Origin of the sequence: Amycolatopsis sp. cg5 (assembly GCF_041346955.1) — a bacterium.
In the GTDB taxonomy this organism is placed as follows: Bacteria; Actinomycetota; Actinomycetes; order Mycobacteriales; family Pseudonocardiaceae; genus Amycolatopsis.
In genome coordinates this window covers 4,637,826-4,651,453 of sequence record NZ_CP166849.1, presented here as the reverse complement: position 1 = coordinate 4,651,453, position 13,628 = coordinate 4,637,826, and the positions used below count along the sequence as shown (strand labels likewise).

Annotated in this window: 10 protein-coding genes; 6 read left to right on the top strand and 4 right to left on the bottom strand. The window is 71.0% G+C overall.

Annotation, left to right across the window (positions count from 1 at the left end):
• Positions 1 to 33: 33 nt before the first annotated feature.
• Complete coding sequence (locus AB5J62_RS20880; protein ID WP_370949975.1) at positions 34 to 1,158, bottom strand: hypothetical protein; 1,125 nt, start codon at positions 1,156 to 1,158, stop codon at positions 34 to 36.
• Between the two features lie 95 nt (positions 1,159 to 1,253).
• Here AB5J62_RS20880 and AB5J62_RS20875 point away from each other — a divergent pair, with 95 nt between their 5' ends.
• Positions 1,254 to 2,726 carry an ArnT family glycosyltransferase gene (locus AB5J62_RS20875; RefSeq protein WP_370949974.1) on the top strand — a complete coding sequence of 491 codons (1,473 nt, stop codon included), beginning with the start codon at positions 1,254 to 1,256 and terminating at the stop codon, positions 2,724 to 2,726.
• 111 nt (positions 2,727 to 2,837) lie between these two features.
• Here the strand turns inward: AB5J62_RS20875 and AB5J62_RS20870 are convergent, their stop codons facing one another.
• Positions 2,838 to 3,962, bottom strand: coding sequence for a cytochrome P450 (locus AB5J62_RS20870; protein WP_370949973.1), 1,125 nt, complete (start codon positions 3,960 to 3,962; stop codon positions 2,838 to 2,840).
• Positions 3,963 to 4,141: 179 nt separating this feature from the next.
• Positions 4,142 to 5,359 (bottom strand): site-specific integrase, encoded by a 1,218-nt coding sequence (locus tag AB5J62_RS20865; RefSeq protein WP_370949972.1) that lies wholly within the window; start codon positions 5,357 to 5,359, stop codon positions 4,142 to 4,144.
• 308 nt (positions 5,360 to 5,667) lie between these two features.
• On the opposite strand from AB5J62_RS20865, the gene AB5J62_RS20860 reads away from it, so the two are divergent.
• Complete coding sequence (locus tag AB5J62_RS20860) at positions 5,668 to 6,867, top strand: hypothetical protein (protein ID WP_370949971.1); 1,200 nt, start codon at positions 5,668 to 5,670, stop codon at positions 6,865 to 6,867.
• A gap of 5 nt (positions 6,868 to 6,872) precedes the next feature.
• Here AB5J62_RS20860 and AB5J62_RS20855 read toward each other — a convergent pair whose 3' ends face one another.
• Positions 6,873 to 7,811, bottom strand: coding sequence for a hypothetical protein (locus AB5J62_RS20855; protein WP_370949970.1), 939 nt, complete (start codon positions 7,809 to 7,811; stop codon positions 6,873 to 6,875).
• A gap of 198 nt (positions 7,812 to 8,009) precedes the next feature.
• Between AB5J62_RS20855 and AB5J62_RS20850 the strand changes: the two genes are divergently transcribed.
• From AB5J62_RS20850 to AB5J62_RS20835, 4 genes are all read left to right on the top strand, one after another.
• Positions 8,010 to 8,960, top strand: coding sequence for an ATP-binding cassette domain-containing protein (locus AB5J62_RS20850; protein WP_370949969.1), 951 nt, complete (start codon positions 8,010 to 8,012; stop codon positions 8,958 to 8,960).
• A 5-nt stretch (positions 8,961 to 8,965) separates the two neighbouring features.
• Positions 8,966 to 9,748 (top strand): ABC transporter permease, encoded by a 783-nt coding sequence (locus tag AB5J62_RS20845; protein ID WP_370950307.1) that lies wholly within the window; start codon positions 8,966 to 8,968, stop codon positions 9,746 to 9,748.
• 120 nt (positions 9,749 to 9,868) lie between these two features.
• A complete protein-coding gene (locus AB5J62_RS20840; protein ID WP_370950306.1) occupies positions 9,869 to 12,490 on the top strand; it encodes a DEAD/DEAH box helicase in 2,622 nt (873 codons plus the stop codon).
• Positions 12,487 to 13,596, top strand: coding sequence for an SWIM zinc finger family protein (locus tag AB5J62_RS20835; protein WP_370949968.1), 1,110 nt, complete (start codon positions 12,487 to 12,489; stop codon positions 13,594 to 13,596). The genes AB5J62_RS20840 and AB5J62_RS20835 overlap by 4 nt, the downstream gene beginning before the upstream one ends.
• Positions 13,597 to 13,628 lie beyond the last annotated feature (32 nt).

Genomic DNA, 13,628 nt, shown 5'->3' with positions numbered 1-13,628 from the left:
GGCGGGCCGGGTCGGCCCGCCCTGTCCTGATGGCTACGCGCGCCAGAGGACCGCGTGGTGCTTGCCGTCGGCGGTCCGTGAACCACCCGCGATCGTGCCATGGTCGTTGATCGCCGACGCCCAGCTGTCGGCGCCACCCGGCAGCGCGCCGAGGTCGACGAGCACGCCGTTGCTGTCCCAGCGTGCCGCGAAACCGCTGGACTGGCCGACGATCGTGCCCGCCGCGTTGATGTCGGAGGCGTTGCTGTCGGCGTCGGCGCGCCCGAGCAGCGTGAGATGCCCGGCGGCGTCCCAGCGCGCGGCCTGGGTCTTGCCGAAGGTCGGGTAGCCGCCGCCGGCGATCGTGCCGTCCTGGCTGACCGCGGCCGTCCAGCTCGGGTCGGTCGCGGACGGCCACGCGAGCCTCGTCAGCGTCCCGGACCGGTCCCACGAAACGGCGGCGTCGTCCGCCTGCCCGACGGTGGTGCCGCGGTCGTTGCTGTCGGCGACGGTGCTGTTGCCTGCGCCCTTCGGGGCGAGGTCGGTGAGCCGGCCGGTGGCGTCCCAGCGAACGGCGTGCACGACTCCGTCGGCGTCGACGGCCGCGCCGGTGATCGTGCCGTCTCCGCTGATCCCGTTCGTCCAGCTGTTCTGCCCGCCGGGCAGCGTGCCCAGGTCGGTGACGCCGCCGCCGTCCCAGCGCGTGGCGTGCGACTGCCCCGCCGCGTTGAGCGAGACGCCTGCGATGACACCGCCGGCGTTGATCGCGGCCGCTCCGATCGTCTTGCCACCGGGTAGCGCCGGCAGCTCGCTGATCTTGCCGGTGCTGTCCCAGCGCGTCGCGGCGTAGTCGCCGTTGGCACGCTCCGCGTAGCCGACGATCGTGCCGTCGTCGGCGATCGCGGCGACCCGGCTGCCCTTGCCGCCGAGCGTGGCGAGCTGGGTCATCGTGCCGGCGCTGTCCCATTTCACGGCGTGCTTGGCGTACAGCTCCTGGTACGAGTGGCCGATGACCGTGCCACCGGCGTTGATGGCGATGACCTCGCTGTGCGCGTCGCCGGGCAGCACGCCGAGATCCAGCGGCGGGCTGCCGGGCGGCTCGGCGGCCGCGGTGGCGGCGCCGAGTACCAGCAGCGCGGCCGCGCTCGCGGCGATGGTCTTGAGGTGAAGCACGGACATGAGGGCCCCTTCCCTTTGAGTGCTCTGTGTCGATCACGCCACGAGCCCCGCTGGGGTTGCCCTAAGATTCCGACGCAACCTGGGGAGGGTCCGCCGTGGACGAAGAACTGCCGCGTTTCGAGGGCGGATTGGTCGGCGCGCTCGTCGCCGTCCAGGTGGTGGTGCTGACCGCGTTTTCCGGCGGCTACGGCTTTCACCGCGACGAGCTGTACTTCATCGCCGCCGGTGACCGGCTCGCCTGGGGTTACGTCGATCAGCCACCGCTCACGCCACTGCTCGCGCGGATCGCCACGGACATCTTCGGCAGCGACCCCGCCGGGCTGCGCGTGATCGCGACGCTGGCAGGCGCGGCGACGGTCGTGCTCGCCGCGTTCATCGCGCGGGAACTCGGCGGCGGCCGGGGCCCCCAGCTGTTCGCCGCCGCGACGACCGCGTTGTCCGGGTTCGTGCTGCTGATGTCGCACATGGTGTCGACGAACACCGTGGACATGGTCGTCTGGCTGCTCATCGGGCTGCTGGCGATCCGGTTGCTGCGCACCGGATCCGGCCGCTGGTGGGTGCCGCTCGGGCTGGTGTCGGGCATCGGCCTGACGAACAAGTGGCTGGTGTTCCTGCTGCTGTTCGCGCTCGGCGTCGCGGTGCTCGCGGTCGGCCCCCGTCAGGTCTTCCGCAGCGGCTGGCTCGCCGTGGGCGTGGGCATCGCCGTGGTGCTCGTGGCCCCGTCGTTCTATTGGCAGGCGGCCCATGATTTCCCGCTGCTCAAGGTCGCCGGCGGCATCAGCGAGGACGACGGCACGGAGAACAGGCTGACGTTCGTGCCGCTGCAGCTGGTCTACCTGTCGCCGATGCTGGTGCCGGTGTGGATCGCGGGCCTGGTCCGGCTGTGGCGCACGCCGAAGCTGCGCGCGATCGCGCTGAGCTACCCGGTGCTGTGCGTGGTGTTGCTGGCGATCGGCGGAAAGCCGTACTACTCGGTGCCGCTGCTGATCCTGCTGCTCGCGGCGGGCGCCGAACCCACACTCGGCTGGATCGATCGCAAGTCCAGGGTGATCGTCGCGGCGGTTCTGGCCGTGCTGGCGCTCCCGGGTTCGCTGCTGATCGGGTTGCCGATCGTCCCCGCCGGCTCACTGGCAGGTCCGATCATGGCGTTGAACAAGGAGCAGGGCGAGCAGGTCGGCTGGCCGGAGTTCACCGCGACGGTCGCCCACGCCTGGGAGCAGATCCCGTCAGGTCAGCAGAGCGGCGCGGTGATCTTCGCGTCGAACTACGGGCAAGCGGCGGCGGTCGAGCGCTACGGCGGCAATTTCGGGCTGCCGCAGCCGTATTCGGGCCACATGTCGTACTACGACTGGGGTCCGCCGTCGGACACGAAGACCGGCCCGGTGCTCCTCGTCGGCTTCTCGGAGGAAGCCGCCGCTCGCCGGGGGTTCCGCGACTGCCGGGTGGTCGCGGTCCACGACAACGGCCTCGGCCTGGACAACGACGAGCAGGGCACTCGCATGGCGTTGTGCTCGCGCCCGCCGAAAACGTGGTCGCAGTTGTGGCCGGACCTGCGCGTCTATTACTGAGCTCGGCCCGGTGACCCGTCACATCGGGTTCGGGGTCACCGGACCGTGCTGAGTCACCAGTTCCAGTGCAGGGCGGGCTTGGTACCGAAGATGCGTCGCAGCATGGGCGGGTCACCTCCTCCTGAACTCGGTCATGGTCCTGTTGACCGTGAAAGGCCTGGGGATCGCGTGCTCGTTCAGCACCGGTCGCGCGTCGCCGCCTTCGACGGTCAGACAGGCGCCGGTGGTCAGCGTGTCGGCGATCAGCACCTGTGCCAGCGACGCGCCGGGACAGGTGAACGGGCCTGCGCCGAACGAGACACTGGGCCCGCGCCCGCTGGGGCACGTCCAGCGCTCGGGCCGGAACGTCTTGGCGTCGCTCCACTGGTGTTCGTCGTGGTGCAGCAGATACGGACTGACCGAAAGCACGTCGCCCGCCCGCAAGGCCGCGCCGCCGACGCTCGTGGGCTTGCCGACGGCGCGGCCGAGCATCCACGGCATCGGCCGGAACCGCAGCGCCTCCCGCACGAGGTGCTCCACCGGCCATGGCCACGGGCTGCCCGCCGGGTGGTGCAGACCGGCGAGCAGCACCGACCACGCGGTCATCGTGCCGATCGGCGCCACGACCGCCCTGACCATCGTCAGGTACACCTCGGCGACGCCCCGGTCGGCCAGCCCGCAAGCCCCGAGCACGACGTCCAGCACGTCACGCGGCTCGCCGGCCTGGCGTGTCCGGCGAGCCGCGACCTGCTCGGCCACAGCCGCGATCAGCTTGGCGCGCACCGCTTCCGCCTGGACGCGCCCCCACAGCCGCGCCACCCGGAACACGACACCGCCGTGCACGGCCCGCCTCAGCGTCTCCCGGGTGGCGACGGGCGTACCGGGGGAGAGCAGCAGATCCGCGAGGCACCGGTACGCCAACGTCGTCCCGGCGTCGGGCCAGACGCTCACCGCGGGCAGCTCGGCGACAGCCTCGTCCAGCGCGGCGCGGTACTGCGAAACCCTGGCTCGCAGGAAGTCGCGCACCGCGTGCCCGACGTCGATCTGCGCGGCCCGCGTGGGCAGCAGGTCGCCGAAGAACGCTGACCGGCCGCCGTTGAATTCCGGGTCACGCAACAGGTTCTGGGCCAGCTCGGCGTCGCCGACACACCAGCCGCCCCAAGGCAGCCGGATCACGTCGGTCGCGCTGCGCTGGTGGAGATCTTCGAGATACTCCAGCGGGTCGCGCCGCAACCGGCGCCTGTCCCCGATCTTCACCGGGCACCCCCTCCGTGAGTCGGTCAAGATCCTCACGAAGAATCACAGGTCTCGGAGCGTGGTGATCCCGCCTTCAGGGCAGCAGAACGGGCGTACCTCGGTGCGTACGGCGGGTTACCAGTGGCTCAGCACGGTGACCATCCACGGCTGGTCGAGTTCCCGCGCGCGCGGGTCCGGTTTCACAGGTCGAGCGCTCCGGCGGCGTTGTCGTCCCAACGGTCCACCCGCCGGATGTATTCGTAGAGCGCGCGGCTGCCGCGCACCCAGCGCCCCTGGTCGGCGATGGCCACGTCGTTCGCGCCCGCCCGGCGCGCCTCGGTGGCGAACCCGGACCGCAGCGAGTGCCCGGTCACCGCGTACGGCAGGTTCGCCCGCTCACCCGCGCGCGTGAGGATCTGGTTGGTCCCGGCCGTGGTCAGCCCGTGCTCGGACAGGTTCCCGTGCCGGTCGATCCGCCGGAACGCCGCGCCCTCACTGATCCCGGCCGCCTCGCGCCACGCCCGCCACGCCCGCACCGGGTCGCTGTCGACGTTGTCCCGCCGCGGGATCGCCATCTCGCCCGTGCTCTTCCCGTGCCGCACGATGACTTCGAGCCCGCGGTCGTCGATCTGCTTGACGTCGGTGACCAGCAAGTTCGCCAGATCCGAGCACCGCGCCGCGATCGGGAACCCGATCAGCAGCATCGCCCGATCCCGCCGCCCGGCGAGGGTGTCGGGGCACCCCTTCGACATCGCGCGCAGATCCGCCAGCGTGACCATGGTGGCTTTGCCGCGCCCGAGTTCGGTCCCCGCCTGCGCGAGCCGTCGCCGGTATCCCTTCAGCGCCTGCCACGCGGCCCGGCTCGCCTCCGGATCGACGTGCACGCGGTGCTCCCGCAGCCCGGCGATCGCCCCGGTCAGGCGCCGCTCGATCGTCGACGGCGCCGCGGGATCGGCCCGCCGCACCCCGGCTTCCCCTGTGCTCAGCTCGCTGGGCCGCAGCACCCGCCCCTGTTCGAGCCAGACGACGAAGCCGGTCAACGCGCCCGCGGTGCCTGACAGCAGCGGGATGCCGAGATCGGTCGTGTAGTCCTGCCAGATCTTCCAGTCCTGGGCGTAGGCCTTGAGCGTGTTCTCGGGCCTCTGGGTTTCGACGTACTGAGTGGCGGCCTCGTCTAGTCGCTCCAGCCGTTCCTGCGGGCTGAGGTCGGCGAGCTGGGGGAGCGCGACGCCGGCCCTTCCCGGAACTCCGGCGCGTTCGACTGCCGCAAGCCGCTCAGCCCCTCGGCGGTTCTCCAGCGTCAACTGCGGCTCGAAGCTCGGCCCGCCCCGCTGTCCGGCCGCGTCGGATTGGGTCGGCGCGCCCGCTTTGTCCCTGCCCGGATCGGTCGGCCCGGCAGCCTTCCTCGGCGATTCCACCTTCCTCGGCGACTCCGACAAATCCGGCGTCTCCGAAGTGCCTGAGCCTTCAAGCGCCTCTGAAGTCTCTGAGCCTTCGAGGCTATCGGAGCCCCCGAAGGCAGCCACCCAGTTTTTCGACCCCTCGTGAAGCCCGGAGATGGCCCGTTCCTCCCGTCCGCTGAACCCTCCCAAGCAGTGTCCGATTTGCCCGGTAGCTCACTTGGGATATGTGACCTTATCGCAAGCTAGCCGCGCCCTTCAACTCAGATATTTCTAAAACTGATTCAATATTCTTCCAATAATATCGTGATGATAGGGTGTAAACCATGAACCCAACGCCCGAAACCGGCAACTTCGACGGCTTGAGCCTGGACGGATTACCCCCGCTCCCGCCGAGGCCTGACGAAAAAGGTGACGAAAGCAGGCGGACCTGTGGTTATCGACGCTGCGGTGCCGTGTTGCCGCAGGTCAGCGGCCGGGGGAACCGGGCGAGGTTCTGCCAGGACGGCAAGACCTGGGGCACGCGGGAGTTGAACTGCCGGGACGCCGAGGCGGCGCTGGTCGATGTCGACTCGCTGCGCGAAGGTCCGGTCGCACTCGACAGCGTCTCGGTCGAGGCGCTGAGCACTCAGGTGACGCGCGCGGCGGAGCCGGTGCGGGAACTGGTCGAAGCGTTGGCCGGGATCGAACGGCAGCTGCGGACGACCGTCGCCGAGGCGTTGAGCGCGCGCGACGCGGCCGAGGCCGACGCGACGGAGCAGCGGAGGCTGCGCGGGATCGCCGACGCGGCGGCGGACGAGGCGCGGGACAAGGCCGATGACGCGTTGCGGCTTTCTCAGGCCGCGGTTCGTGACCGGGAAAACCAGAAGCGGCTGCGCGTGCAAGAGGAGCAGGCGCGGATCGAGGCCGAGCAGGCGCAGTTGCGCGCGGAAGGCGCGACGGCGGCGATGCAGGACGAATTGACGCGGGCGACCACGCGGGCGGAAGCCGCGATCGGGCAGGTGGCCGAGCTGGACAAGACGCTCGCGGCGACCGTCGCGGAGCTGGCGGCGGCGCGGGCTTCGGTCGAGGACGCGAAGCGAGCGCTGGACGACGAGCGTGCCCGCGCGTCGGCGGCCGATGAGCGGGGCGAGGCGCTGACGCAGGAGGTGGCGAGGCTACGCGCGCAGGCCGAGGCGGCGGAAGCGAGTCGTCGGGAGGAGTTAGCGGAGGCGCGGGCAGCAGCCGGGCAGGCGCGGGCGGAGACGGAGCAGGTCCGGGTGCGGGCCGAGGAGACGCGGAGCCGGCTCGAGCAGGAGGTGCAGGCGACGCGAACGGTTCAGGAGGGGGCGCTGGCGGAGTTGCGGGCGTCGATCAACTCACTGAACCGGGATCTCGGGGCGGCCGAGCACGGCAGGCAGGTCGCCGAGGAGCGGGCGGAAGCCGCCAGAACGCGGTTCGCCGCCGTGCGCGACCTGGTGGCCGAACACGACGGCGAACTGTCCGAGACGGTGCGCGAGCTGCTGCGTGGTGCGCTCGCGTCTTGAGGTGCCTACTTGTTGGGGGCCAGGCAGTAGGTGGTGCCCTTCAGTGCGGACTGCAGACCCCACCAGGTGATCTCGGTGGAGCCGGGGAAGTCCTTGCAGATCTTCTTCACCGAGTCGGTCGAGAACTGGGAGGTGTCGTCGATCTTGCCTGCGACCTTGTACTTGGCGCCGGAGTCGCAGGCGGCGACCAGGAGCGCGTCGCCTTCACCCTTGGCCATGCAGTCGCCGACGGCAGGCCTGCGCTTGCCGGGGTTCTTCAGGTCCTCGAGGCAGAGCGCCTTGGTGGTCGGCAGCACGCCGCCTGACTTCTTCCAGCTCAGCACGGTCGTGGAGGACGGCACGTTGGCGCAGGTTTCGCTGCCGGGGCCCATGATCGCGGGCGCGTCCTCGATCGCGGCGACCTTGTAGTCGGCGTCCGGGCCGCAGTCGATCTTCTTGACGTCTTCGGCGGTGGAACCCTTGAGGCATTCGCCGACCGCGGGCATGCGCTGGCCGGGGTTCTTGAGGTCTTCCAGGCAGAACACGGTGCCGCTGCCGCCGGACTTGCCGTACCAGTACATCGCGTCGGTGTTCGGGAAGGGCTCGCAGGCCGACGAGGAGAACTTCACCGAGAACTCGTTCTGGTCCTTGACCACGCCGGAGACCTTGTAGTTGGCGTCCGGGCCGCAGTCGACGCTGGAGATGCTGTCGACGTTGTCGGTGTTGCCCTTGAGGCAGTCGCCGACGTTGTGACTGGCGGAGGAGAACGAGCCGTTCGAGAACACGCGTACCGCGAGGACGATCAGGCCGATCACGATCGGCACAGCGAACCGCAGCGCGATCTTCAGGCCGCGCTTGGACTTGGCCGGCTGCGGCGGGGCGGGAGGCGCGGACGGGAACTCGGGAAGCGAGGCCGGCGGCGGGGGCGGGAATTCGGGCTGGCCGGACTGCGGTGGCGTGGTCATAGGTGTTCCCCAGGGTGAATGTCGATCGTGGTGCGCTCACTCTAGGTGATGACTTTCGCCGGGTATGCACGGATTCCCGAACAGGGTCCGGTATCACACCCGATCAGGTTTCCAGTACCCATCCGGGAATTCTCTGTACGGCGTACGGCGTTGTGCTAACGTGGTTGTCGTACAACGTACAGAGTAAGGGGATCCTGGGTGGGTAGTCCCGGAAACGCGGTCGTCGCCGACGGGCTGCGGAAGAACTACGGCGACGCGGTCGCCTTGCGTGGAATCGACCTGGCGGTGCCGTCGGGCACCGTGCTCGGACTGCTCGGGCCGAACGGCGCGGGCAAGACCACCACGGTGCGGATCTTGAGCACCCTGCTGCGCTACGACGGCGGGCGGGCCGAGGTGGCCGGGTTCGACGTGGCGCGCCGGGGTGCCGATGTGCGCCGCAGCATCGGGCTGGTCGGGCAGCACGCGGCGGTCGATGAGGTGCTCAGCGGCAGGCAGAACCTGGTGATGTTCGGGCGGCTGCATCACCTGCGGCCCCGGGCGGCGCGGCGGCGGGCGGACGAGCTGCTCGGCGAATTCGGGCTCGACGAGGCGGGCGCGAAGCCGGTCAAGCAGTACTCCGGCGGGATGCGGCGGCGGCTGGACCTGGCGGCGGGCTTGCTGTTGTCGCCCGCGGTGCTGTTCCTCGACGAGCCGACGACCGGGCTGGATCCGCGGGGACGGGCCGAGGTGTGGGCGGCCGTGCGGTCGCTGGTCGCCGCGGGCACGACGGTGCTGCTGACCACGCAGTACCTGGAGGAAGCCGATCAGCTCGCCGACCGGATCGCGGTGATCGACCACGGGCTGGTCATCGCCGACGGGACGCCTGCCGAACTCAAGGCGGCGCTCGGCGGTGACCGGATCGAGGTGGTGCTGCGCACCGGTGAGGACACGTCGCGCGCGGCGAAGCTGATCGGGGCGGCGCTCGGCGTCGAAGCCGCGGTCGACGCCGAGACGTACCGGGTCAGTGTCGGGGTGGCGGACCGGGTGCGTGCGCTGACCGAGGTGACCAGGGCACTCGACGAGGCGGGCGTGCCCGCGGACGACATCGTGTTGCGGGGGCCGACGCTGGACGAGGTCTTCCTGCGCCTGACCGAGAAGGAGAACGCATGAGCGCGCTGCGCTGGGCTGTCGAGGACAGCTGGACGGTGACCCGGCGCTACCTCACCCATCTGGGGCGGCAGCCGGAACAGATCGTGATGCTGGCGGCGTTCCCGATCCTGCTGGTGCTGATGTTCGGGTACCTGCTCGGTGGCGGGATGACGGTGCCGGGCGGCGGGGACTACCTGGAGTTCCTGATGCCGGGCATGTTCGCGATGACCATGGGCTTCGGGATGGCGGCGACGATGATCGCCGTGCTCGACGACGCGTCGAAAGGTGTCACCGACCGGTTCCGGTCGCTGCCGATGGCGCCGTCGGCGGTGCTGGTCGGGCGGAGCCTGGCCGACATGGTCAGCGCGGTGATCGCGCTGGCCGCGGTCGTCGGGAGCGGGTTCGCCGTCGGCTGGCGGCCACATGGTGGTCTCGGTGCGACGCTGGGTGCGTTCGGGCTGCTGCTCCTGCTGCGGTTTTCGCTGCTGTGGGTGGGAATCTATCTCGGGCTGAAGGTGCGCACGCCGTCGTCGGTGACGCTGGTGCAGACGCTGGAGTTCCCGTTCGGGTTCCTGTCCGGGGTGTTCGTCGCGACGAGCACGATGCCCGCCTGGCTCGGCGCGATCGCGGACTGGAATCCGCTGTCGTCGACGGCGGCCGCGGCGCGGGAGCTGTTCGGAAATCCCGGCTGGGGCGGGGATTCGTGGATCACCGGGCACGGTGTGCTGATGGCGGCGGTGTGGCCGCTGGTGATCGTGGCGGTGTTCTTCCCGCTGTCGGTGCGCGCCTATCGTCGGCTCGGGGCGTAACGATCTTCAGGCCGAGGACGACAAGCCAGTATCGTACTTTGTACAGAGTTAGGGGTGTGGGTGACTTCTCCCGAATACGCGGTGGTCTTCGAAGCTGGGGATCCGCCGAGGTCGGGTCGGATGGTGTTCTGGTCGCCCGGCGGCGGCGCGCTGCCCGCGGGTGAGGCGGGCTCGGTGACCGTGATGCTCGCCGATGGCGCGCGGACCGTGCCCGCGGTGCGGCTGGGGGTGGACGCGGCGGCGCCGGTGCTGCACGCGGCGCGGGGCCAGGCCGGTGTGCATCGGTCGGTGGGGTTCTGGGGTGCCGCGGTCGACGCGGCGTGGCGGCTGGCGGCGCGCGGGCGATTGCTGCCGGGCGTCTCGCCGGAGGGGTTCGACGCGTGGCGTGCCGGTCCGCTCGACGCCGAGGAGGCCGGCCACCTGCGTGCGCTGGGTGAGGCGATGCCGCCGGAAGCCCGTGCGGTCACAGCGGACGGGCTGCTCGCCGACGCGCATGGCCTGACCAGGGATTTCGTGGACGCTGTCGTGGACGGGCTGCCGCGAACGCCGGCGGCCGTGCGGTGGGTGGGCGCGCAGGCGTTCGCCGCGAAGGCGCCGCAGCGGGTGCCGGAACTGCGGGGCTGGGCCGACGAGGTCGCCGCCGGGCTGGACGCCGGGGTGCGGCTGTCGCTGCGCGTCGAAGGCGATTTCGAAGGCGGCGAGTTCCAGGCGGTGCTGCAGGTGCACAGTCTCGCCGATCCGGCGCAGGTCAGCGACGCAGCCGAGCTGTGGGCGGACGGTTCCGGGCCGAGGGCGCGGATCGACACGCTGCTCGCGGTGCGGCGGGTGGCGCGGGTGTGGCCGTTGCTGGAGCAGCTGCTGCACGCCGCGGTGCCCGACGCGGTCCGGCTCACCGACGCCGATCTCGACGAGCTGCTCGGGTCGGTGCTGCCGCGGCTGGCGGCGATCGGCGTCGAGGTGCACTGGCCCAAGGATCTCGAGCTGGGGCTGACCGCGCGGGCGGTCGTGAATTCCAGTGTGAATTCGGGTGCCGAGCCGACGGGTGACTCGTTCTTCGGGGCGGACACGCTGTTCGGGTTCGACTGGCAGCTCGCGCTCGGCGATGGCGCGCTGAGTGAGGCGGAGATGGATCAGCTGGCCGAGGCGCATCGGCCAGTGGTGCGGCTGCGGGGACGGTGGCTGCTGCTCGACCCGGCGCTGGCGCGCAAGGCCCGTGACCGGGCGTTGAAACCGCTCACCCCGATCGACGCGCTGGGTGCGGCGCTGACCGGGACCGCCGACGTCGAAGGCGAGCGGGTGGACGTCGTCTCGGACGGCTGGCTCGAAGCGTTGCGGGCTCGGCTGACCGAGGCGCCCGAGCCCGAGCCCGCGCCGCAACCGGCCGCGCTCGCCGCGACGTTGCGGGACTACCAGCTGCGCGGGCTGAACTGGCTCGACCGGATGACCTCGCTCGGGCTGGGTGGCTGTCTCGCGGACGACATGGGGCTGGGCAAGACGATCACGCTGATCGCGCTGCACCTGCATCGGGCGTCCGGGCCGACGTTGGTGGTCTGCCCGGCTTCGCTGCTGGGCAACTGGGAACGCGAGATCCGCCGGTTCGCGCCGGGCACCGAGGTGCGGCGGTTCCACGGTGGCGAGCGGTCGCTCGACGACGTGACCGACGGGTTCGTGCTGACCACGTACGGGACGATGCGGCTCGACACCGAGCGGCTGTCGGGTCCGCGGTGGGAGCTGCTGGTGGCCGATGAGGCGCAGCACGTCAAGAACGCGCGGTCGGGGACGGCGAAGGCGTTGCGGCTGATCCCGGCGCAGGCGCGGATCGCGCTGACGGGCACGCCGGTCGAGAACAACCTCTCGGAGTTGTGGGCGCTGCTGGACTGGACGACACCGGGGCTGCTGGGCTCGCTCGGGACGTTTCTGACGCGCTGGTCGGACGATCTCGACGGGTTGTCGCGGCTGGTGCGGCCGTTCCTGTTGCGGCGTAAGAAAACCGACCCGGGTATCGCGCCGGAGTTGCCGCCGAAGACCGAGACGGACCGGCCGGTCGGGCTCACCAAAGAGCAGGCCGGGCTGTACGAGGCGGTGGTGCGCGAGACGCTGGCGCAGATCGCCGAGAGCGACGGGATGGCGCGGCGCGGGCTGGTGATGAAGCTGTTCACCGGGCTCAAGCAGATCTGCAACCACCCGGCGCAGTACCTCAAGGACGGCGGGCACACGGCGGGCCGGTCCGGGAAGCTCGAGCTGCTCGACGAGCTGCTGGACACGATTCTCGCCGAAGACGGCGCGGTGCTGGTGTTCACCCAGTACGTGACGATGGCGCGGATCATCGAGAGCCATCTCGCCTCGCGGGGGATCCGCACGCAGCTGCTGCACGGCGGCACTCCGGTGCCGAAGCGGGAGGAGCTGGTGCGGCGGTTCCAGGCCGGTGAGGCGCCGGTGTTCCTGTTGTCGCTCAAGGCGGCGGGCACCGGGCTGAACCTGACGCGTGCCGACCACGTGGTGCATTTCGACCGGTGGTGGAACCCGGCGGTGGAGGACCAGGCGACCGACCGTGCCTACCGGATCGGGCAGACGCGGCCGGTGCAGGTGCATCGGCTGATCGCCGAAGGGACCGTCGAGGACGGGATCGGGGCGATGCTGCGCGGCAAGCGGGCGCTCGCCGACGCCGTGCTGGCCTCGGGTGAGGCCGCGCTGACCGAACTGACCGACGCCGAACTGGCCGAGCTCGTGGAGTTGCGATGAACGACCTGGTACGGGGTTTTCCGGCGTTCGGTGTGGTCAAGCGCCGCGTGGGCCGGTTCGCGCGGTCGTGGTGGGGACAGGCGTGGATCAAGGCGATGGAGGACAGCGCGCTCGCGCTCGAACCGCTCAAGCGGGGCAGGCGGTTCGCCTACGCGGGGCGGGTCGGCACGATCACGGTCAGCCCGGGGCGGCTGAGCGCGACCGTCGACGGCAGCCCGGACGGGTTGTTCCACACCCGGGTCACCCTGGCGCGGCTCAGCGACGCCGACTGGGAGCGGTTCCTCGACCGGGTCGCGGCGCGGGCGTCGCATCTGGCGGCGTTGCTGGACAAGGACATGCCGCAGGATCTGGTGTCGGCGGCGGAGGACGCCGGTGTCGAGCTGCTGCCGGGGATCGGCGATCTGGAACCGGAGTGCGACTGCCCCGGCTGGGAGTTGCCTTGTGAGCACGCGGCGGCGTTGTGTTACCAGGTGTCGTGGCTGCTGGACGCGGATCCGTTCGTGTTGCTGCTGCTGCGCGGACGTGGTGAGCGTGAGCTGCTGGACGCGCTGAACCTGCGCAACGCGCCGCCGGTGGAGCGCCGCGGGGTCAGCGGCGCGGTCGCGTACGCGCGGGTGTTGCCGCCGTTGCCGGAGCCGCTCGAGGCTGGGGTGTTCGCCCCGGTGGAGTTGCCGCCGGGGCCGGAGGTGGCGCCGTTGGTCGTGAACGCGGCCGAGCAGGCGCGGCGGTTGCTGACGGGCGAGCCGGCGTTGGATCTGCGGCAGGACACGGTGCGGCTGGCGGCGTCGGACGCGGCGCTGCGTGCGCGGTATCCGGAGCTGGACCGGGCCGCGGCGGCGTGGTCCCACGGCGGGCTGATGGCGTTGAAGACGCTGGAGTCGCCATGGACACCGTCGAAGCAGGCGCACGCCCGCGCCACGGCCGTCCTCGAAGCGGACGGTCACCTCGTGGCGGTCGAGCGCAACCGGTTCACGTTGCCCGACCGTGGCCTCCAGCTGCGCCTGGGCCGTGACGAGCGCTGGTATCCCTACCTCGACCAGCACGGCGAATGGTGGCCCGCCGGTCCACCCGCCGACCTCCCCACCCTCCTGGCAACCCACACGTAAAAGCTCGTGAGTGGTATGGCCGGTTCTAACCG